Annotated in this window: 18 protein-coding genes and 1 tRNA gene; 8 read left to right on the top strand and 11 right to left on the bottom strand. The window is 58.7% G+C overall.

Going from position 1 to position 20,846, the window contains the following annotated elements:
* Positions 1 to 34 precede the first annotated feature (34 nt).
* From ACNAOH_RS03105 to ACNAOH_RS03090, 4 genes are all read right to left on the bottom strand, one after another.
* Positions 35 to 1,723, bottom strand: a complete 1,689-nt coding sequence (locus ACNAOH_RS03105; protein ID WP_443971314.1) for an AIPR family protein — start codon at positions 1,721 to 1,723, stop codon at positions 35 to 37.
* Between the two features lie 98 nt (positions 1,724 to 1,821).
* A complete protein-coding gene (locus tag ACNAOH_RS03100; protein ID WP_443971313.1) occupies positions 1,822 to 4,977 on the bottom strand; it encodes a BPTD_3080 family restriction endonuclease in 3,156 nt (1,051 codons plus the stop codon).
* On the bottom strand, positions 4,977 to 7,673 hold the full coding sequence (locus ACNAOH_RS03095; RefSeq protein ID WP_443971312.1) for a site-specific DNA-methyltransferase: 2,697 nt from the start codon (positions 7,671 to 7,673) through the stop codon (positions 4,977 to 4,979). The genes ACNAOH_RS03100 and ACNAOH_RS03095 overlap by 1 nt, the downstream gene beginning before the upstream one ends.
* 451 nt (positions 7,674 to 8,124) lie before the next feature.
* Positions 8,125 to 8,859, bottom strand: a complete 735-nt coding sequence (locus ACNAOH_RS03090; protein ID WP_443971311.1) for a hypothetical protein — start codon at positions 8,857 to 8,859, stop codon at positions 8,125 to 8,127.
* A gap of 116 nt (positions 8,860 to 8,975) precedes the next feature.
* On the opposite strand from ACNAOH_RS03090, the gene ACNAOH_RS03085 reads away from it, so the two are divergent.
* Positions 8,976 to 9,194 (top strand): helix-turn-helix domain-containing protein, encoded by a 219-nt coding sequence (locus tag ACNAOH_RS03085; RefSeq protein WP_443971310.1) that lies wholly within the window; start codon positions 8,976 to 8,978, stop codon positions 9,192 to 9,194.
* A 377-nt stretch (positions 9,195 to 9,571) separates the two neighbouring features.
* Here the strand turns inward: ACNAOH_RS03085 and ACNAOH_RS03080 are convergent, their stop codons facing one another.
* Entirely contained in the window at positions 9,572 to 9,796 is a 225-nt protein-coding gene (locus tag ACNAOH_RS03080) for a DUF2188 domain-containing protein (protein ID WP_443971309.1), read from the bottom strand.
* 191 nt (positions 9,797 to 9,987) lie between these two features.
* Here ACNAOH_RS03080 and ACNAOH_RS03075 point away from each other — a divergent pair, with 191 nt between their 5' ends.
* From ACNAOH_RS03075 to ACNAOH_RS03065, 3 genes are read left to right on the top strand one after another with little or no spacing between them, the layout of a single operon-like run.
* Positions 9,988 to 10,554: a hypothetical protein gene (locus ACNAOH_RS03075; protein ID WP_443971308.1), complete on the top strand. Its 567-nt coding sequence runs from the start codon at positions 9,988 to 9,990 to the stop codon at positions 10,552 to 10,554.
* Positions 10,551 to 10,982, top strand: coding sequence for a hypothetical protein (locus ACNAOH_RS03070; RefSeq protein WP_443971307.1), 432 nt, complete (start codon positions 10,551 to 10,553; stop codon positions 10,980 to 10,982). Before ACNAOH_RS03075 ends, ACNAOH_RS03070 begins: the two co-directional genes overlap by 4 nt.
* Positions 10,979 to 11,740, top strand: coding sequence for an ImmA/IrrE family metallo-endopeptidase (locus ACNAOH_RS03065; RefSeq protein WP_443971306.1), 762 nt, complete (start codon positions 10,979 to 10,981; stop codon positions 11,738 to 11,740). Before ACNAOH_RS03070 ends, ACNAOH_RS03065 begins: the two co-directional genes overlap by 4 nt.
* A gap of 26 nt (positions 11,741 to 11,766) precedes the next feature.
* Here ACNAOH_RS03065 and ACNAOH_RS03060 read toward each other — a convergent pair whose 3' ends face one another.
* The 6 genes from ACNAOH_RS03060 to ACNAOH_RS03035 form a co-directional block, all read right to left on the bottom strand.
* Positions 11,767 to 13,287 carry a YfjI family protein gene (locus tag ACNAOH_RS03060; RefSeq protein ID WP_443971305.1) on the bottom strand — a complete coding sequence of 507 codons (1,521 nt, stop codon included), beginning with the start codon at positions 13,285 to 13,287 and terminating at the stop codon, positions 11,767 to 11,769.
* Positions 13,277 to 14,134, bottom strand: a complete 858-nt coding sequence (locus ACNAOH_RS03055) for a bifunctional DNA primase/polymerase (protein WP_443971304.1) — start codon at positions 14,132 to 14,134, stop codon at positions 13,277 to 13,279. The genes ACNAOH_RS03060 and ACNAOH_RS03055 overlap by 11 nt, the downstream gene beginning before the upstream one ends.
* Positions 14,131 to 14,340: a helix-turn-helix transcriptional regulator gene (locus ACNAOH_RS03050; protein ID WP_443971303.1), complete on the bottom strand. Its 210-nt coding sequence runs from the start codon at positions 14,338 to 14,340 to the stop codon at positions 14,131 to 14,133. The genes ACNAOH_RS03055 and ACNAOH_RS03050 overlap by 4 nt, the downstream gene beginning before the upstream one ends.
* Before the next feature lie 110 nt (positions 14,341 to 14,450).
* Complete coding sequence (locus ACNAOH_RS03045) at positions 14,451 to 14,960, bottom strand: hypothetical protein (RefSeq protein ID WP_443971302.1); 510 nt, start codon at positions 14,958 to 14,960, stop codon at positions 14,451 to 14,453.
* A 22-nt stretch (positions 14,961 to 14,982) separates the two neighbouring features.
* Positions 14,983 to 16,212 carry a tyrosine-type recombinase/integrase gene (locus tag ACNAOH_RS03040; protein WP_443971301.1) on the bottom strand — a complete coding sequence of 410 codons (1,230 nt, stop codon included), beginning with the start codon at positions 16,210 to 16,212 and terminating at the stop codon, positions 14,983 to 14,985.
* A gap of 190 nt (positions 16,213 to 16,402) precedes the next feature.
* Positions 16,403 to 16,489: transfer RNA gene (locus tag ACNAOH_RS03035), tRNA-Leu, on the bottom strand.
* 253 nt (positions 16,490 to 16,742) lie between these two features.
* On the opposite strand from ACNAOH_RS03035, the gene ACNAOH_RS03030 reads away from it, so the two are divergent.
* The 4 genes from ACNAOH_RS03030 (at position 16,743) to ACNAOH_RS03015 (ending at position 20,836) form a co-directional block, all read left to right on the top strand.
* Positions 16,743 to 17,696 carry a complex I NDUFA9 subunit family protein gene (locus tag ACNAOH_RS03030; RefSeq protein WP_443971300.1) on the top strand — a complete coding sequence of 318 codons (954 nt, stop codon included), beginning with the start codon at positions 16,743 to 16,745 and terminating at the stop codon, positions 17,694 to 17,696.
* Positions 17,697 to 17,750: 54 nt separating this feature from the next.
* Complete coding sequence (locus ACNAOH_RS03025) at positions 17,751 to 18,560, top strand: undecaprenyl-diphosphate phosphatase (protein WP_443971299.1); 810 nt, start codon at positions 17,751 to 17,753, stop codon at positions 18,558 to 18,560.
* 165 nt (positions 18,561 to 18,725) lie between these two features.
* Positions 18,726 to 20,174, top strand: a complete 1,449-nt coding sequence (locus ACNAOH_RS03020) for an NAD(P)-dependent oxidoreductase (protein ID WP_443971298.1) — start codon at positions 18,726 to 18,728, stop codon at positions 20,172 to 20,174.
* The gene (locus tag ACNAOH_RS03015; RefSeq protein ID WP_443971297.1) at positions 20,171 to 20,836 is read left to right on the top strand and encodes a DUF2059 domain-containing protein; all 666 of its coding nucleotides are present in this window, start codon (positions 20,171 to 20,173) and stop codon (positions 20,834 to 20,836) included. Before ACNAOH_RS03020 ends, ACNAOH_RS03015 begins: the two co-directional genes overlap by 4 nt.
* Positions 20,837 to 20,846: the final 10 nt, after the last annotated feature.

Here is a 20,846-nt window from a genome sequence, read left to right as displayed (position 1 = left end):
GTTTCTAACGAATCGGTAATCTGCTCGAAGCCAGTTAAGCCAAGCTCGAAACAAACTTTCTGTCTTGATGTGCATTTCTCACGTCAAAGCCTGCCTCTTGTTGATTCACGGCATCTGCAAGGCGCTTCTCGACATTTTTTACCACTTCAAGGAATTTCGCCGAGTCGTTTATGACCTTAAGCGCCTCCATCGCGTATTTCCTTTGCGCGCCATCGCTGTTGAGCGGCGGACATGGCCCAAAGCTTCTGCGCACCAGCATCGCAATAATAAATCGGAACTTCCACAAGCTCTTTCTCGCAGCGCCTGTACAGAGCTTTTCGACCTCCTTCAAAATCTTAGAAGAAAGAAGATATGGCCACATCGAATGCGCCTCCAAATACATCCTACTCTCGTACTTCCTGAGCAGGACGCCGTAATAGTCGTTGGCGTCTACCGGCTCCTCGAGAATGCAGCTTACGAATGAGTAAGTCAAGCTTGTAAGAGTTACTATATTCTGAACAGTGTACGGCGTGTCTGAGTACTGCCGCTTCCTGCGTTCATAAACGACCCTGCTATCCGGCACATCATCTATACTTAGAAAAAACCGCTCAAGCTTCTTGTGAAAATCGCTTAGGACGACGAATGCCTCGTCCTTGACTTCAGTTTGTCTGTTGGTGGCTCGCACGATGTCATTCACGATGTCGCGGTCTTCGACTTCTATGATTTTCACCGGTACGGCGGTATCATCGTGAAGATTCTCGCGATTTGCAAAAATGATGTGACTAGTTTGGCAACCGTTGACTATTTGAAAATCCGCTAGTGTGAATTTCTTTCCTACGAGTGATACGTTTTTAGCTACAATGGTAATGCCATTATTCAGTGCAGCAAGTCTGCTCTGCTGATCTGGAGAGTTTATAGTTGAAGCAATGTCATCATTAACAGGATTTCGACTCAAAAAATCCCTGACATTCTCGTTGAATAGGGCCTTGTGCAACTTGTCATCCGAATTAGAGAGAAGTTTTACGAGCTCTTTGCAAGGTAGAATCCCTAAATACGCCTGCCGAATTCCAGTTATATGCGGAAGTGAAGCAAATTCATTCATCTGAATTTCTCTTTCTATCCGCAAATTTACTTCTTGATAGCGCTCCTGAAGCTTGTCAGAGTCAATGAAGTTAAAACTTATATCAGAGAACAGCCCGTAGGCCTTAATCTCGTTCACTCCCGCCTGGACACGCGCCGTGACGACCGGGTCACCTTGGAAATTTCCGGCGTAACAGTAGTAAAGATGGAGTTGGGGTTTCGCCCTGAATTTGACGCTAATTGCGAACACCGAATCCGAAAGATCGCGCTTATCTGAGACCGAGTCGTTCGCTGGCATATATCGCGCGCCAAAAAACTCTTTAACTCCTTGTAAGAAACTCCCGATTTCCGCTGCGTTCAGAGACTTTGAAGTTTTAGACTGAATAAAACAAAAGTCGGCATTAATCCTCTGCCGGGACGAAATATCGGTCACTTGGGCCGGAGAAGTTACATGGACATCGTTCAGAAATATAGCTGCACAGTCGATACCGGTATCCTGCCCGCCAGCTATGACGGTATCGGATAGTTCGGTATGCTCAGAGAAATCTCTGTGCATTACACAATATGCTGAAAAGTACTCAAAAATCTCCGATTCCTTCAGGCCGGAAAGACCGAATTCCGCGGAGAATTCTTTTAGGTAAGAGTTGAGGATTGGGTCGTCCATCTGTCCCTCGTTGATATTGTACTGCTAGCGCATGGTTGGGTGCGCCTTGCTGCTTGCGCTTGGGAAGCCGCGCGGCGTTTGCTTCGCAATTGTTCCAATCACCCCGCCGGGGAAGTCAGCGTGAACGGCCCTTCACTCCATTGAGCAGTGGCGAATGGATTGATCTCTTCGGCCATGCGCCCCGGATCGGTCACCATCAGATAATGCCACCCGCCGTACTGGCCGAGGCGATTGACCGCAGCCGCCCAACGCTCCGCAGCCTTCGCTTTGGCATCAGCGCTGTCCGTCACCTGCCCCTTGATCTCGACGATCACCTTCAAGCCCTTGTCGGTCATGGCGATGAAGTCAGGAATATAGCGGGCAGGGACACCGCGATTTCGATAGGGGATGAAGAAACCCAACCGATCGTTTTTGACCCAGCGGACGACTCCGGGGTGGCTATCAAGCAGGAAGGCAGCACTTTGCTCCCACTTCTTCGTATCGGCGACCATCGCATTCAGGTGGCAGTTGTTGACTGGGTAGATCGGCTTGGTCGTGTGGAAATCGACAAAGAGCGTACTGCCGCGCCCAGCGGCACCTTGAGGCACAACGGCGACCTCAGCATCTGACGTGGACGCGCCCTTTTTGATCGCTTCAAGCAGGGAGCCGACTGCCGCCTGCATATACTCGCCAACAAGCAGCACATCACATGGCTGGCTTCCGCCCTTGCGGTCCAACTTCTCAGCAAGGAAGCGCTTGGCCGCAAACGCGACCTTGGGGAACAGCACCTGCATGGGCACTGCCGCTGCACCATTGTCGGCAGCCCATCTTGAACAGATTTCCTTGGCTAGCCGGAACGCAACCTGCTGCTCACGGAAAAGCGCCCGCCACTCCTTCAACGACAGGACGGGCTTTTCGCCCGGTCCGAAAGCCGCCAACGCGCCATCCGGGCTGGTGAGCGGCGTGAGTTCGACGATCTGCGGTATCTTCATCGGGTCGATCGTGACTTTCGCCACCTGATCCCAATCCACAAACACATCGAATTGCCCGGACTGGTGATAGCCCGTGACGACCGGGAAAGTGATTTCGAACGCTGCCTTTTCCGGCACTGAATAGATGTGGTTCGGCTCTGGCTGCGGCGGCGTTGGGCCGGGAGGGGAAACCTTGAACGGGATCAGTTCGAACGGGACGCCAAAGACCTTCGCCGTTTCCTCGGCAAACGTCTGCGTCTCTTCGTCGAGCGCATAGCTTTTGCGGCGCAGCGCGCGTCCGACAACCTGCTCGCAAAGCAACTGCGAGCCGAAGGGGCGCAAGCCGATGATGTGCGTGACCGTGTTCGCGTCCCAACCTTCTGCAAGCATGGCGACCGACACGATGCAGCGAACATCGCGGCCCGGCGGAATCCGCTCGTCGATCCACTTGAGCGAGCCGTCGTTGTCCTCGCTGGCGACCTTGTCGTTGTGCTTGCGGACGAGTTCCGACCACTCTTCGGGCACCTTGACGCCCGGCCATTCAGCCTTGCCGACCGTGTCGAGGATGAAGCGCAAGCGACGGGTTTCGTCCTTGGTGCCACCCTCTTCAATGTCCTCGACCACCTTGGAGTCGATGCGGACAGTCACCTCTTGCCCAGGTGTGTTGCGGAACCATTCGGGCGCGACGCCATAGCTATCGTTGCCGTTCGCCAGCCACGAGTGCACTTCCTTGGCCACGGCGGTATCGCGGCAGACCACGATGAACACCGGGGGCACGGGATGCTTGTGCTGCTCCTTGCTGGTCTGCTCCCACTGCACGAAATCCCGATGCCACTCTGCCGCGAGCAGATTGATGGGCGCGCTGGCGTAGTTCATCACGATTTCTGGGGTCAGGGTCGTGCCGAAGCCGTCCTCCTTCGCCTTCGCCTGAACCCAGCGCCAAATGTTAAAATAGGCCGCCTCGTCCGCGCCGCTTACATCGCGCGATGGCAACTGCGGAATCTTGACCAAGCCGGACTCGATCGCATCGAGCAGGCCGAAGTCAGAAACGACCCACGGGAACGGCTGGCCGACCTCATTGCCGGAACCCTGAATGTAGAACGGGGTGGCAGACAGATCGACGCAAAGGTTGATGCCGCGCCGGTTGCTCCCAGCCGCCAGCTTATTGATGCGGTCCAGTCCCTCAATCCAGATCGTCGCTTCGCGCGCGTTCTTTTTTGCAAGCTCCTTGTCGTCATCCAGCGTTTGAGCATCTTCGTCAGTGTCGCCGCGCCGATAGGCGTGATGCGCTTCATCGTTGAAGATCAGCCAGCGTGAACTGCGGCCTTTCCCCGAGCCGAGTTCGCGGCGAATGCGCTTGAACCAAGCGGCATCGGATTCGAAGTACTTGGTTTCGACACTCTCGTTCGCTTTGCCCGCATTCTTGACGACCTGCACCGGCTCGCCCGTCTTGACGACCTTGGCGGAATCGCCGTTGACGCTGTTCGTCTCCTTCTTTGCGAGGCGATGCCAATTGGCGATCATCACTTCGCCGCGCCGCAATTCTTCCATGCGGTGCGGGGGCACAAGCTGGCGGGTTCGATAGAGGCTTACGTCGCCAAGCGCGGGGTCGAGTTCTTGTAGGCGTTCGCGGATGGTGACGTTCGGGCAGACAACCAGCACGGTATCGGAAAAGCGATCATCACGGGGCGAGGCAACGCGGTTGAGGATCGACCATGCCGACAGCATCCCCATGACCGTCGTTTTGCCCGATCCCGTCGCCATCTTGCAGGCGTAGCGAAGGAATGCGCGAACCCCGGCAGCTTTCGCCTCAACTCCCGGTTCGTCCTTGGGCACATCGGGGATGCCCTTGCCGTAAATGTCCGCAGCTTCGCTCAGGAAGATGATCGTTTCCGCAGCTTCGATCTGCGCGAAGAACAGGCGCTGCATCCGTTCTTCACTGCGCCACAGGTCGAGCAATTCCTTGGTGACTGCGGATGCGCCATCATATGCAATGCCGCCCGATCGTGTGCCTTCGCGCCATTCCTTCACCCGCTCGCGGATGAGGTTGACGATCTGAAGTTCGACCTCTTCGCCCTTCGCATCCTCGAAGAGATCGGCTTCGGCGCGGCCACGCCGCCCCCGGCCCGCGTGTTCGGGAACCCGATAGAAATAGCTGGCACGGCGACGACCGTCGGCCTTTACCGGCGGCTTGCCGCGCTCGATCTGCCAATGGCATTGCGGCTCGACAAATGGCGAATTGATGATCGGAGATTCGACTTCCGCGACCGTTGCAGGCCCCTCCTGCGGCTGGGCAGCGGGCATCAGCTCGCGCCTCCGATCGTGCGGACGACCATCAACTCATTGCCCCGCTCGTCGATCGCCTTGACGGCGATGCGCTGCTTGTCTCCAGCCGCGAAGGGCTCGCTCTCCGTGCCTGCAAGGTGTTCCCAGACACTATCGGCAAACTGCCCTTTTAGGGACTTTTGCAGGTTATCCCACGCGCTGGTCTTCGGGAAGAACACCTGCGAGGCGAAGAAGGCCATGCCGTTGTAATTGGTATCGAGCATCCAGCAGGGCAGGTTCTCCCCCTTAATCTCGTCCGTTTCCATTGTGTCGGGCCGGAAAATGTCCAACCCCTTGATGACGACGCGGTAGAGCGGTTCGCCGTCCTTCTGCCCCGCCGCGACAACGTCCACATCGGGCAGGCCGGTGATGGAAAAAATCTCACTCGATTTGGTGGTCTTGAGCAGATCGGACATCACCACGTCCGGCGCAACCGCGACATAGGTTGTCGGCATTTTCAGCTTTTCTAGCATTTCGCGCGCCTTCGCCTGAATGGCGAAGCCGAACAGGAAAAGCTGGCTGTATCCTTGCTGCAACGCCTCGGTATGAGCATTGAACACATATTCGGAGCCGATCGCCCCGTCCTCCGGGCCGAACACGAAGGCGATCCGCTTCTCCGTGCCGTTGCGGGCGATCCCTTCGGCGTGAAGAAATTCACGGTCAGCAAGCGGGCTGACCGTTTCGAGTTCAAGCGTGACGTTGCCGGGCAAGCGCAACGTCTTGCTCTGCCGCAGCACTTCAATCATGCGATCGAGATAGGCGCGCGGACTGCTAGATTGCGGCTGGGACGCCTGCTGCGGGGCATCGCCGTCCATGCTCATCGCGGCCTGAATTGTCGCCTCGACAGTGAACGGGCCGCAGACACGAGTGACGCTATTGTTGACTTCCGCCCGATCAAGAATGGTCTCTAAAGCTGGCGTCTCGTCGTTGGCGATATTCTCGAGTTTGGTTCTTGGTACCAGACCACCAATCTCCTCACCCTTGTTGTTCTGCTTTCGCTCATAGACGAAGCCGCCAGCCGGTCCCTGTGCTGGATTCTTCAATTTGTACCAGTCGAACGTACTGGTCAGAAGCCGCTGACGAGTCAAAGCGAGAGGAACGCGCGATGTGTCCGCCGTTATCCACCGGCGTCCCAAGCCTTCGGCTGCGAATGCGGTCGTCCCACCGCCGCAAGTAGGATCAAAGACCAGATCGCCCGGCTCCGTCGTCATGAGCAAACAGCGTTCAATGACCTTTGGATTGGTGCGAACGACGTAAAGTTTCTTATCCGTAAAGACGCCTGTGACTGTATCGGTCCAAATATTCCCAAGCTGCTGGAATGGGAAGTCGTCGGCGAAGCGCCGATAGCGTATCGAGTTTTTAGAAACGTGGATCCTGCCCGCGTCTGCAAGACGCTGCATCCCGGTGGGATAATTGGCTTTCCAATGCTTACCCGCGCTCGGCTTGTATGTCTTGCCAAGGTATTCAAAGGGCTGCGGCTCGGACGCTGCGCCGTCGGACTGCAAATCTCCGGCAACATAAAACCGCGCCCCTTCCGGAATTGGCTCTTCGCCGCGCGCTTCTGTCGCTTTCACGCCCCGATATGTACCATCCGGCAGGAGGATTTTTTCGGCATTACCTTCGCCCGGCACTATGACTTGATCGCGGAAAAGTTTGTTCACTTTAACCTGCTCAACGTCCTTGGCATACCAAAGCAGGTAGTCGCCCAATGACGCGATAGTTTTTGTCTCAAACCCCGATGTGGTTTGGAAAAAGATTATCGAAATGAAGTTCTCAGACCCAAAAACCTCATCCATTACTTCTCGGACGTGATGCAGATTATCATCCGAAATCTGGAGGAAGATCGAACCGCTTTCCGAAAGAAGGTCTTTCGCCAACAAGAGCCTGTCACGAAGATATGTGAGATACGAATGAAGGCCTAGCTCCCATGTATCACGATACGCCTTCACCATTTCGGGCTCACGGATCATGTCGCCATCTGAACCGTGGCTCACACTATTTTTCCGCACGAATGGCTGGAAGTTCGAGCCGAATTTCACCCCATAAGGCGGGTCGAAATAGATCATCTGCACCTGACCGCCCATGCCCTCATATTCGAGCAAGGAGTTCATCACCTGCATGGAATCGCCAAGGATCAGGCGGTTAGTCCACGGTCCCTTGTGTTCATAGGCATCCAGCTTGTCGGCAATGTCGAGGTCAATGTCCCCGAACAGATCAAGGTTGGTCCCCTTCGCCTTATGAGATTTCAGCGTATCAAGGATGGCCTGGGTCGAATGCCGCTCATGCACGAACAGCGGCAGCGTGGGTACGGTGATCTGCTGGCGCTCGGCCTTGCCAGCCCAATTGAGGAAAGGCTTGGTCAGGCTCTGCAAGCGGGCGACGCACTGCGACAGTGAGGTGAATTTTTCTTCGGTTCCCTGCCACACCTGCGGCTGGGCAAAGACGGTCGCCTCGCCCTGCTCCGCCGCCGTGGCGATCAGCCCGAGCAGCCATTCCGCATAGGCGCGCTCCGCGCTTTCATCCCACGCCAGTTCGGGCGACAGGCTGGAATCATAGCGGTAGGTCTTGGGAGCCTTCTTGTTCGAGAACTGCGCCTCCACGCCAACATCGGGCCGCTGCACGGCTTCGTCGCCGTGCTTGTAAACCGATGCGCCTGCGCCATCACTCCCCGCCATAAGCCCCCACTGAAATCCAAATCACCGTGATGTTTCGAGCATTCCGAAACAGTTGAGCCTCTTCTTAGACCGAAGGGTTGATGATTTGGAACAGCATGAAGCGAATTTTGCGGGGGCAGGGGCGCGGACGCGCTATTCACGGGGAAATCGCCCTTCGCCCCGCGTCAACGTGCCCACGGCGCATGAAAACGAAGAATCCGGGGCGATACGGCGAGGAAAAGGGCAAGAACGCGAAAGCCGATGAACGACCCATGTTTTAAGTTGTTTTACGTGCCAACCACATATGCTTGCCCGATCCATGTCGATCGAAAGGACGGCGCGTTATCCGCCCCAATTCTTCACGCAAACGCCGCATATGACAGCGATTTGCGTTCGCGGGCGATAGGGGCACCTCAGCAAGTGACCGCCCTCACAGGGGCGCTGTGGCGCTGGATAACGTGGTTTAAGGTAATCAGCGCCCAGCCGCCGCTATATCGTTCCGCTGATTGGTGATGGCACGATTGCATTGGGCTAGCGTGAAATTGAGGTCGGTGTCGGCCAATCCCTCGTCGAATGACCGGCGGTAATAGCCGCGTACTCGTGCATCGTCGGTCTGACCAAACTGGCTCACCAATGCATCCGAGCGTGCCGCGCCGATCTGCGCCCGACACGTGCCTGCAAGCATCATCATGTCGCCCCGCGCCTGAATTGCAGGGGTCTGCCAGCTTGCCAGCCCACCGGCTTCCAACATGCTATCGGAAAATGCGGTAACGGCGTTGTTCAGGTCATATCCGGCGGGGACGGTGATGACCTGTGAGAAGATCGGGTCGCGGATGGCTTCCATACAGGTACGGCCATAACCCATGACGATCGCACGAAGGCCGCGAAGCTGCTCGTCCGTCCTTGCGTTGCTCGATGCCGTATCGAGGTCCACCCGGAGCATTGCGTTCTGCCTGCGAAGCGAGGCAAGTTTCAGGGCATCAACGATTGCAGGCGCTACCTGCCACGTGGCCGTTTCAGCTTGGAATGCGGCTTCGACCTTTGTGCCGATTGCGGGGTCAACCGTCATCCCTAGGCGCTGGCATATGGGCGCAGTCACGACCAATTGGGCGACTTTATCAATGCGGTCCTGCTGCGCCTGACTCTGCGCGAAAACCGGTGCAGAAATGATCGAGCAAAGCGCGGCCGCGCCAAATATGAATTTCATGTGCCGTTCCCCTTGTGGCTAATTCCAACTGCGAAGATCGGCGGACGTTAGCCGCTTATACTTAATAGGGACTATATTCCCTAGAGAATATATGCCCGATCGCCATTCCTCTGGCGATGGCGGACTGGCGCGGCATTGTTGGGAGGAATGTGCGAAGGTTGCGCCAGTCGGCGGGACTGACCCAAGAACAACTCGCCTTTGATGCCAGTATCGACCTGACCTATGTGGGCGGCATCGAAAGGGGACGGCGCAACCCGAGTCTGCTCGTCATGGTGCGAATTGCCGAGGCATTGAAGGTCGATCCGCAAGCCCTGTTCAGTCGAGACAGCGGCTAATCACCGCGCAGTTGGATAAAGCACAGCCCCACGTATGTCGCGGGCGCGCGGCTGCTAATCGCGCTAATTTGCTAAACAGTTGAGGGCGACCGCGAACGATCGCCCTCGCCTTAACTATCTTTGATCGTAGTGTTCGGGCTGCGCTTGCCGTGGGCGGTCGTCACAAAACGACCACTGATTGCGCTCCGATACGTGCCGCCGGTGCTGCCACCGCCAGCACGCTCATGAACAGTGGTCCGTGGCGAGGCCTTGCCATGCTTTGCCGTCACGAATCGTCCACTTATCGCGCTGCGGTAGGAGCCGCCGCTCTTTCCTCGTGCCATTGCGTCGTTCCTTTGTGATTGGGCCGCGCAAATAATGCGCGGCCCGGAATTGGTTCAGCCGCGGGGCGGGAAGGGATCGCCGCCGAAGCTGTCACGCTCACGAATCTGGCCGTTACGGCCGTGGATCAGCAGTTCGCTCTCTTGATTGCGCGCAATGCTGCGCGCCGCCTCGATCGCGGCCGCTTGGGTTTCGTGAACCGACGTAGCGCGTTCATTGCCCGCGCCCCGAACCGCCCAACCGCCCGCGTGCGGGACGACGTGTTGATTCTTGCCACTCATGCTATGTTCCTCCTTTCTCGCGCTTGCGGGTAAGTCGGCTTGCGACACCGCTCCCGAACACCTTCAGCGATGCTCAAAGGTGTAGGCTGGTCGGGGCCGATCCCTCGGACACGGGAAAAATATTTCTGGCTGCGTGTCCGAGGAGGGTTCAGGAGTCAGCCTACCTTCTTTGGCAGCCATGAAGGAGTGACGTGGAGCGCGACGTTCTCGACCCTGATGAGGTTCGTCAGCAAATCGAAAGCCTGACGAAGGTTGATCTCGCTCGTCTGCGTAAGGCGGGAAGGATTAAGGCGTTCGGCCTTGGTTGCGAGGCTGATGATCTTATCGGGCGTGCCGTCGAATTGGCGATGACGGGCAAGCGTCAGTGTCCGCGAGGCACCGACTTTGTCGTGTTTCTCTACAACGCCTTGCGCAGTATCGCATCGGCCATGCGAGCCTCACCAGCCAACGCGGAGCCGATCGCTTCGCTCGACGCGACCGGCACCGATGGAAGGCCGGTTGTCATGATCGCGTCACCTGAACTGGATGCCGAAGCCCTCAGCCTTCGTGCCGAGGACACCGCCCAGCGCATCAAGGCGCTCGAAGAGTTGTTTGCAGACGACGACGATGCACTTTTGATGATTTGGGCGGATTTGGAAGAGACACCGAAAGAGGAGGTCAAGATGCAGCACAATCTCGACGATAAAGCCTACGCCACGATCCGTCGCCGTATCCGCCGAGCCATCGATCGGAGGTTTCCCAACGGGTGGAGCACGTGAGCGGCGAGAAAACCCCTGATCCCACGCTCAACCGACTTCTCGATGAATTGGCCGACGATTTGATGAATCTCACAGATGAAGAGTTGCTTGCTGAATTTTCGGCAGACGGCATCGATCTGGATTCTGAGGCTGGTGCAGCTAAAGTCGCGATTGAAGCGGGCATGGCGCGCGTCGGTCGTCAGCGCTTGGCCGCTGCGAAGGTAGCTGCTGCACGTGATCGGACTGCACGTGTGTTGCGTTCACCGATCCGCGCTGATCGGCGCGGCGGTGCGCTCGCGACCTTCGCCAAGGGTGATGCAAAGTTGAAGGGGCGACTTACCATCGCTGCTAGAAAGGGCGAAGGACTGACGGATGCTGAGATTGACTCAGTGTTGGCCGATCTCCGTGAGCTAGGTGCAATCGACGAAGACGGGAATCCGACGACGTGACGCATGGCGGGCCGGCGGAATCATTGCTGCGGTCGCTAGGGATCGCGAAACCGGCTGAGATTGATGTTGAGGCCATTGCGTGGTCGGTTGGGGCAAAGGTTCGAGAGGGGAAACTCGAAAGCTGCGAGGCGCGGATCATCGGGTACAAGGATCGGGCTATCATCACCGTCCGACAGGGTGGTGATCCGCGCCGTAAGCGCTTTTCAATCGCCCACGAATTGGGGCATTGGACACATCACCGCGGTCATTCATCGATTTGCCGTGCGAGTGAAATCGGGAATCCTGGCGTCGCCAATCAAGTTGAGAGGCAAGCGGATCGGTTTGCAGCCGACCTGCTGATGCCGCGCTACTTATTTGAGCCATCCGTTGCGGGGCACCGGCGGCCCAGTTTTGAAGCTTTGGATGCCCTTGCCAGCGAGTATTCGACGAGCCGCATCGCAACGGCGATGCGTTGCGTAGATATTGCGGCGTGGCCGATCATGTTGGTTTGCCACAATGCTGCGGGACGACGCTGGTTCAAGCGGAGCGAACTAGTCCCGGAACGCTGGTTTCCTCGCGCCGACTTAGACCCCTCTTCACCATCGATGGCCGTCCTATTCGGCGACCTCGATCGATCACGCCCTCAAATTATCGCTGCTGACGCATGGTTCGACCGACGTGATGCGAGTGGATACCGAGTGACAGAACAATCGGTGAAGGCGCTTGGAGGTGAAATGCTCACCCTGCTCGCCTTTAACGATCCGAAAATGCTCTCGTGACTAGCCTTCGCTGGCACGGGATGGCTTCAAAACACCAGTTGGAACACGTCCTTCCGAGGCTTACCCTCTACCGCCATGCCGGGCTCCAAGCGTTCAACCCAGCCATGATCGACCAACGCTTTCACCGCCTCTTTTGCTGCTTTCGCGGTTCGTAGGTCCGGCGGACCATATTGGTAGATCTTGGCAAGGTGCAGGATAGGGTCATCGCGCCGTTGCCACCATTCGAGCAGCTTTTGAGCATGGCGCAACGGTAGCGGGATGCTTGCGCCACCATGCAGCCGCAGCATCTCCATGGCGAAATGCTCCGCCAATTGAATGCCCGACTTCATCGCCCACAAGGGAACAAGCTGCGCTTGCGGATCGGCGTAAGCGGTCAGAACTGCCGAAAGCCGCCCAGCGTGCTCGGCCAGTTTGGCGGCAAAAGGCTTGATGGTGACGAGTTCTCCGTTCTTTCGGATCGCCGTCTCGCATTGATCGTGAAAGATGATCCACTCGGCGCTTGCATCGGCATCCAGCGGTAGGACTCGCGGAGCGAGTTCGCGGTTGTCGAAATCATTCGTGGCAGGCTCCATCCTCAGCAGCGCAGCGATCCGGTCACTATAGGCTTGAAGGATCGCGGCATTCTCAGGCGCATCCCGTTTGAACAACCGACTGCCCGCCGTGCTTTCGGGCGCGACGATGAGCATCCGCGCAAGCATCCCCATTCCGTCTAGCATGGAATCGCCAAGCAGCCTGTCCGCGACGACCTGCTGCATCATGATATGCGCGCAGCAGCGGCGACCTGGCAGGAATGTCGTGCCTGTGCCAACTCGCTGCCGTCGGATAGGCTCGCCGTCCCAGAGGCTATTAAGCAGTGCCGCTGTGCGCATCCGGCTCTCGTCGGTGAACGCAGCGCCGCCGACAAGGATTCCGCCTTCGGCGGTAAACAGTCCTGCCATCGGCCTGCCTTTCTCCAGATGCAGGACCAATGCTTCCGGGGTCACGTCCGAGCAGATCAGCATCGGGTGCGGCGGTGCCTCCGGCTCCAACCCGATTTGGCCCAGCGCGGCCAACATATCGGCGGCAGTCCCCTTCTTCACGCCTGACCGTGCAGACTTCCACGCTACAAGGCGGTTGTCGTAATCTGCCGTGGCAAGCTTGTGAGCTCTATTCCATTGCGATTCCATGTCCCGCACGGGAGCGAGCGCAATCTTGTCCACGCTGGTTTTGCGCTCCCCGCTTTCGGCAATGGAAACAAACATATTCACGACAGGCTTGATGCCGCCGCCCGGCAACTCAACGTCGATATGTGCTTGAACCGCGAGGGTGGCGACGGCGAGGACGGACTGCGCACAAATCTCGATCGGCGCTTGCGTTTTGGACTGGATGGCGAGCGCAGCCGCTTTCAGCGGGCCAAGTGCATTGGCTGGAAATACCGGGGGTGGCGGCAGTTCTCGAAACAGGGGACGCTTTTCGGGAATCTCCGCCTGTTCAGCGGCGGCATCTAGCAGCAAGCCCTTGGCCTCAGTACGGGTCAGGTTAGCGGGATTTGCACGATTAGCAGGCATCGTGATCGCCCCTCAATATCGTGCGCAGACCGCTGATCGCGGTGTTTCGCGTCTCCCGCATCGACAAACCTATCCGCGCGCCCGCTTCATCAAGCAGCATTTCTGCGACTTCGATAGTGAGCAGGTCATCCCTCACCATCTCAGCGAGGCGGCAGGTCGCCCAGAACAGTACTTTGTTCCGGTTGCCCTCTTCGGCGCGCAGAACGGCAAGGATAAGACCTTTGATCTGGTTCCGCAGAGTGTCGTCATCAACGGCAATGGACCGGCTCATGCCTCCCCATTTGGGCGCAGGTGGATGGACGAGCAGCGGCAACATCCATTCGGGAGGGTCGGGAAGGAGGCGCGCGGCAATGGCCTCCGCAAAATGCGTCAAACCTCCCTCTATCAGCCGATACCAACGGCCATCGCCCATCTGGCATTCGGGCGCGATCACATACCCATTGTCGCGCACGTCAACCGCTTCGCAGAGATGCGCCTTGGTCGGACCCAATCCGGCGGGTCGGTTGAAGTAGAAATGATAACCGTTGTTTGGCGTGGCGACCGTTGGCACGTCGCGCCAGTCGAACCCATGTCGTTCGAACAATGCGAGCAGGTTGGCAACGCCATCACCATTGCCGTGCCGGTCGGCATCAAGCACCAGCACATTGTTCAGTGCGCAAGGCAGTCCCCACACAGCATAAGGGAATTTCCGTGCCCAGACTTCTCCGACGAGAACGTCTGCGGATGCCTGTTTGAATCCCCCATTGAGGTATGGCGCTTTGAGGCGCTCGCCCAACTCACGACAGGGGAGCACCATCACACCCGCCCTCATGAGATGGCTGCCGACAGTAATGTTGTGACCGATCATGCCCTGCCTCCCATGACAGGCAGGGAAGCTGCCCATGCCTCCGCTTCATCAAATGCGATACGGCTCGATCGCCCGAACTTGATGATTTCGAAGGCGCCTTTTTGCGCAAGGCGGTAGATCGTGGAACGGCTGACCTGATAGCGATCGCCAAACTGGGCGAGGGTCAGAAACTTGGGCTGTGCCAAAGCGCCATCGTGCTGCAACATCTGCTGTCTCCTGAAACACGCGGACATCGCGCGGGACAGCAGGAGGTAGTAATCACCGGGATGCAGGAGTCAGCAACGAAGCAGGCCAAATAAATCAGCGAATTGAGGCGTCACTCTATCGCGTCATGCGCTGCTTGCGCCGATCGACGGGTCTTGATCGCTGCCTTTACCGCCGAAGGTTGGATGCTGAATTTTCTGGCTGCCGTGTTCACGGCATCCGCATATTTGTCCGGTCGAGGGTCGCGAGCCTGCGGATCGTCAGCTCGATCACCCAACTCCATCCGCGCCTCGGCATATGCGGCGGCATCCCAGTTGTGGCAGACGCCTGTTTTCCCCGGTCCTCTCGCGCGACGAGAAAGCTCTTTGACCCGAAATTCAGATTCAGCGTCTGGATCAAAGAGATCGGCTAGCCATTCTCGGGCAACAGCAGGGAGCGGCTCATCACTGCGTAGAATCTGGCTCAATAGCTTCAAGTTAGGCTCGGCCCGCTTTCCGACTGACGCGGCGTGAAAGCCGATCTTGCCATCTTGAACCGAACAACTCGCGGGCGATTGGCGACCTTCAACTGTATCGCGCACAAATTCCCATTTGCGGTCGTCCGTAACGAATAATTCGGCCAAGGCGTTCCCCCTTCATACTTGATTAGGCAGTGGGCTGTTCACGCCAAAGCGCGACGACCTCACCGCCTTCCCGAAGGCGATCAAGATAATCACTCCACCACGTCATCATCTTTACGCGATCATCCCAATAGTGCCCGCGGTTGTAGATGCCTCGCACTGCGTCACTGTCCCCGTGAGCCAGCGCGCGCTCGATCGCATCAGGATGCCATTTTCCGCTTTCGTTGAGAAGGGTCGAGGCAGTCGTTCGCAGGCCGTGTGCCGTCACTTCGTCGCTGGTGTAACCCATGCGGCGGAACGCCTGATTCATCGTGTTCTCACTCATCGGGCGGCGCGTGGTGTGAAATGCCGGGAAAACGTATCCTTCCGCCGGCCCGCTGAACTGTTGCAACTCGCTCAGATAACCCAGAACCTGCTCGGACAGCGGAATTGCATGGGGACGGCGCATCTTCATTCGCTCAGGTTTGATGCGCCAAATCTTGGCATCGAGATCGAACTCGTCCCATGTCGCCTGTCGCAGCTCACCCGGCCTCGCCATGACGTGCGGCGCAATCTGCAAGGCCAGCCGAGTAATCGGAGCACCTTCGAAGGCATCAATGCTCCGCAACAATTCCCCCAGTTTGCGAGGCTCTAGGATCGCCGCATGGTGTTTCACCTTCGGGGCGATCAATTGTCCCGCAAGCATCGCGGCTGGGTCGCTTTCTGCTCGCCCCGTCGCGGCGGCATAGCGAAACACGCGACTGGTGAATGAACGGCAACGCTTGGCCGTTTCATGTTTGCGCTGCCCCTCCAAGCGTCGAAGAACGCCAAAAACCTCGGCTGGCTTGATTTCGACAAGGGGCTGGTCCCAGAGCGGCTTCATCTGGAGGAGCAGCCATTTCGCCTTTTCGACGGTGACGGCGGCCCGACCTTCTCTGACCAGCTTGTGCTCGATATATTCTTCTGCAACCGCTCCAAACGTGTTGGCAGCGTTGAAACGAGCCGTCAGCTTGGCATTCTTGCGCTCAACTCCGGGGTCGATCCCATCACGCACTGCGCTTCGGGCTTCGTCTCGCAGTCGGCGAGCCTCTTTAAGCGACACCTCGGGATATGGCCCGAGTGCGAGTTTTCGCGGTTTGCCTGCAAACCGATAGCGAAAGCGCCACAACTTCGATCCGCTCACAGCGACTTCGATGCATAGCCCTTTCTCGTCAGCGACCAGATAGCTTCGATTCTGAGGCTTCAGAGCGCGGATGGAGACATCGTTCAATGCCACGACCGTGCCCCCTCAACAGATGCGTGTGTACATAGCGACGACCTCGCCCGCGAATATGGACACAGAAAGGTACACAGAATCGGTGAACTGCCCAGACACATCGAGACGCACTCCGCGACGAGATATGCTGAAAACTAGCAGTTTTCCGCCATTTTGGCGAGTTATTTAGCTACATCGGGAAATGAGTTGTTGGTGCCCAGAAGAGGACTCGAACCTCCACGACCTTGCGATCGCCAGCACCTGAAGCTGGTGCGTCTACCAATTCCGCCATCTGGGCACGGGGCGAGCATTGCTCGCCGGGTAGGTGGCGGCGCCTAGCCGGGCACGGCTTGGCTGTCAATCACCAAGCTGAGGTTCGTTTGCCTTGGCCTCGTTTCGTCCACTGGCTGGAAGCATATGCCAATCGCTTGCTTGTGTCTGCGGGCGGGGTGAGGCAATGAGCCTGTGTGCGATGCAGCACGCATGATCGGCGTAGCCTTTAGGCGCGCGCCGCTCATGCCGGAACGGCAAGGGCAGGTGACGAGCAGCATATGACCGGCAAGCAAGAAGTGCAGGGGCCAGTGGTGATCTTCGGTGGCGGCGGTTTCGTCGGCAGGCAGGTAGCGCAGGAGCTTCTGCAGCGCGGCTACCGCGTGCGGATCGCTCAGCGAGATCCCCGGAGCGCCTTTCAGGTGAAGGCGCTGGGCGGTCTTGGTCAGGTGCAATTTGTTGCTGCGGATGTTGCTCGGCCGGAAAGCGTTGCCGCGGCGGTCGTGGGCGCCAGCGCAGTCGTCAATCTCGTTGGGCTGCTCAAAGGGCCCATGCAGGTCGCCCATGTCGATGGGGCGCGTAACGTTGCGGAAGCGACTGCGCTCGCAGGCATGCCCGTGCTCGTCCATATGTCTGCAATTGGTGCGGATGCCGGGAGCGATGCCATCTATGCCCGCACGAAGGGCGAAGGGGAGGCGGCAGTGCGTCGCGCATTCCCCAGTGCGACGATCGTGCGCCCCTCTATCATCTTCGGACGCGACGACCAGTTCACGAACCGGTTTGCGGGCCTGATCGCTGCTTTGCCGATCGTCCCGGTGATCCGTGGCGCGGTCAAGTTCCAGCCAGTGCATGTGGGGGATGTCGCCCGCGCTATCGCGAACCTCGTCGAGGATGCGGGAGCACATGCCGGGACGACGTATGAATTTGGCGGGCCGGATATTCTGACGCTTTCGCAGATCAATAGCTGGCTTGCGCAGGAGACGGGCCGTTCGCCCATGTTCGTGCCGGTGCCTGATGCTGCGGCCTGCGCGCTGGCCACGTTGACAGGCTGGGCGCCGGGCGCGCCAATCACCGCTGACCAGTTCCGAATGCTGCAGACCGACAATGTGGTGGCGCCCGGCTCCAAAGGCCTGTCGGATCTCGACATCGAGCCGACGCCGCTTGCGTCGGTGGCGCCGGCCTGGCTTTCGCGCTTCCGCAAGCATGGCCGCTTCTCTTCGCGCGTGAGTGCCTGACCTTCTTCAGATTTCTGATGTTCCCTTATTTCGTTGCGGAGAAGCGGCGCGCACATGGATAGTCATCTTCTCACCGTCATTCTCCTCGGTATCGTGGAGGGTCTGACGGAGTTCCTGCCGGTCTCGTCGACTGGCCATCTCATTCTGGCGAGCGAGTTGCTGGGCTATGACGCTTCGCGCTGGGCCACGTTCAACATCGTGATCCAGCTCGGCGCCATTCTGGCGGTGGTTGTGCTTTACTGGCGCACCTTCTGGGATGTGTTCGTCGGCCTGATCGCGCACCGATCGGAGAGCTGGCGTTTCCTCCGCAATCTGCTGCTTGCGCTGATGCCTTCGGTTATATTGGGTCTGGCTTTTCATGACCGGATCGAAGGTATGCTGGGGTCTCCGCGGATCGTCGCAGTGGCGCTCATCGTCGGCGGCATCGCCATTCTCGTAATCGAACGCCTTGTGCCGACCGCGCGCAGTGTCGGGGTGGATCGCTTGCCGATGACGACCGCGATTGGCATCGGCCTGGTCCAGTGCATTTCCATGATCCCCGGTGTCAGCCGTTCCGGTGCCACGATCATGGGCGCGCTCAGCCTGGGCGTGGAGCGCAAGACTGCCGCCGAGTTCAGCTTCTTTCTCGCTGTCCCCACTATGCTGGGGGCAACCACGCTGGAACTGCTGAAGAACCAGGAGGCGCTGTCGAATGGCACAGTAAACTGGGGCGACATTGCGGTCGGCTTTGTCGTCTCGTTCCTGGTCGCCATCTTCGTCATCAAGTGGTTCGTCGGTCTCGTCTCGCGGCGGGGCTTCGGCCCTTTTGCGATATACCGAATCATCGCTGGCGCGGCCGCTCTGATCTGGCTTTCGTTTAGATAGGTCCGATGCGGCCATTAAAATCGTTGCAATCGGATGCTATATCGCAATAGCGAAACGAGTAACCGGTTTTATAGGTCATATATACTGCCTTAATTGCCGCTTCCTGCGTGACTTTGGCCTGCTCCTGTCATAAAGCGCGAGGAGACACGCAGGAGCCCAGTGAATATGGCCGACAATCCGATGCTGAAGTTCGTCCAGCGGACGCAGTCCTATCCGGACAAGCGCCCCGCGCAGGACAGGGCGGATGATTTCGGCGAAATCTACCGGAGCTTCGAAACCGCTCGCGCGGAAGAGCAGGCCGCGCGGTGCTCGCAATGTGGCGTGCCCTATTGCTCAACGCATTGCCCGCTTCACAACCATATTCCGGACTGGCTGCGCCTGACGACGGAAGGGCGGCTGCGCGAAGCGTATGAGTTGTCCAACGCAACGTCGACCATGCCGGAAATCTGCGGCCGCATCTGCCCGCAGGACCGTCTGTGCGAAGGCAATTGCGTCATCGAGTTTTCGGGGCACGGCGCCGTCACCATTGGCAGCGTCGAGAAGTTCATCACGGACACGGCGTGGGAGCAGGGCTGGGTCGAGCCTCTGGCGCCTGGCGCACCAACTGGTCAGTCGGTCGGTATCATCGGTGCCGGGCCGGCCGGGCTCTCAGCGGCGGAGTATCTGCGCGCCGCGGGACATGAGGTGCATGTCTATGACCGGCATGACCGCGCTGGCGGTTTGCTGACCTATGGCATCCCCGGCTTCAAGCTGGAGAAGGAAGTCGTCATGCGGCGGGTCAAGCGCCTGGAAGACGGCGGCATTCAGTTCCATCTCTCGTTCGACGTTGGCAATGATGCGACGATCGCGGAGCTGAGGCAGAAGCATGATGCGCTCCTGATTGCGACGGGCGTCTATAAGGCGCGCGATATCCGTGCGCCCGGTGTTGGTGCGCCTGGCGTCGTGAAGGCGCTGGACTATCTGACGGCTTCGAACCGTGCCGGCTTTGGCGAGACGGTGCCCGAGCATGAGGATGGCTCGCTGTTCGCGGCAGGCAAGGATGTGATCGTCGTTGGTGGTGGTGATACCGCGATGGACTGCGTTCGCACCGCGATCCGCCAGGGTGCGAAGTCGGTTAAGTGCCTCTATCGCCGCGACCGTGCGAATATGCCGGGTTCTCAGCGCGAAGTCGCCAATGCCGAGGAGGAGGGCGTCGAGTTCGTCTGGCTTTCCGCGCCGATCGCATTTGAGGGCACAGAGGCCGTAACAGGTGTACGGATCACGAAGATGCGTCTCGGTGCTCCGGACGCCTCCGGCCGGCGCGCGCCTGAGCCGGATCCGGGCAGCGAAGCGACCTTGCCTGCCGACCTCGTCATCAAGGCTCTTGGCTTCGATCCTGAGGAATTGCCGCGTCTCTTTGGAGACCCCGATCTATCGGTTACGCGCTGGGGCACGCTGCGGGTCGATCACAAGACGATGATGACATCGCTGGACGGCGTGTTTGGTGCGGGTGATATCGTGCGCGGTGCCAGCCTTGTGGTCTGGGCCATTCGGGACGGACTCGATGTGGCCGACCGGATGCAGGCCTATCTCAAGGCAAAGGCGCAGGCCGGAGGGGTGAAGGTGGCGGCATGACAGGGCGGACCGCTTTGTTGTGTGCCGGCCTCTTTGGAGTGCTGGCCGTGCTCCCGGCAGGTGGCGTCGCGGCGCAAGCGCCGGCGACTGCCACGCCTGCGCCCACCACGCCTGCGCCCACCACGCCTGCACGTGTGCCGGCTCCCGAACCAGAGCCGGACCGCCTTGCCGCCGCCAAGGAGTTGGTTGCGATGATTTTCCCGGATGATCGCAGGGATCAGATGGTAGGGCAGGTCGTGCAGGCAGTGAACGGTGCGCTTCTGAACGTCATCGCGCGCAGTCCCTTCATGCAACAGGGCGGCGCGCAGAACGAGGAAGTTCAGGTCGTCGTCAAAGAGTTCATCGAGCAGCGCCAGACAGCGTCTTCTGCGCTGGCGAAAAGCGAAATGCCGGCCATGGTCGAGGCGGTCGCGCGCGCCTATGCGCGCCGATTCACTGTGCCGCAGATGGAAGAGATCAAGCAGTTCTTCCAGACGCCGACTGGCAAAATCTACGGCGAGCAGTCTCAGACGATCATGTCCGATCCGGATGTCGTCGAATGGCAGCAGAATATGATGCGGCGATCAATGGCGGACGCGCAGCGGGATGCTCCCGCGCTGGCCGCCAAGCTGCGTGCAATCGACGAGAAGGCGAAGGCCAGCTCGAAACCGAAGACGAGGTAATACTGCATCG

It is taken from the genome of Sphingobium sp. CR28 (genome assembly GCF_052327305.1).
Taxonomy (GTDB): domain Bacteria; phylum Pseudomonadota; class Alphaproteobacteria; order Sphingomonadales; family Sphingomonadaceae; genus Sphingobium.
This window is presented reverse-complemented; position numbering and strand designations above follow the sequence as displayed.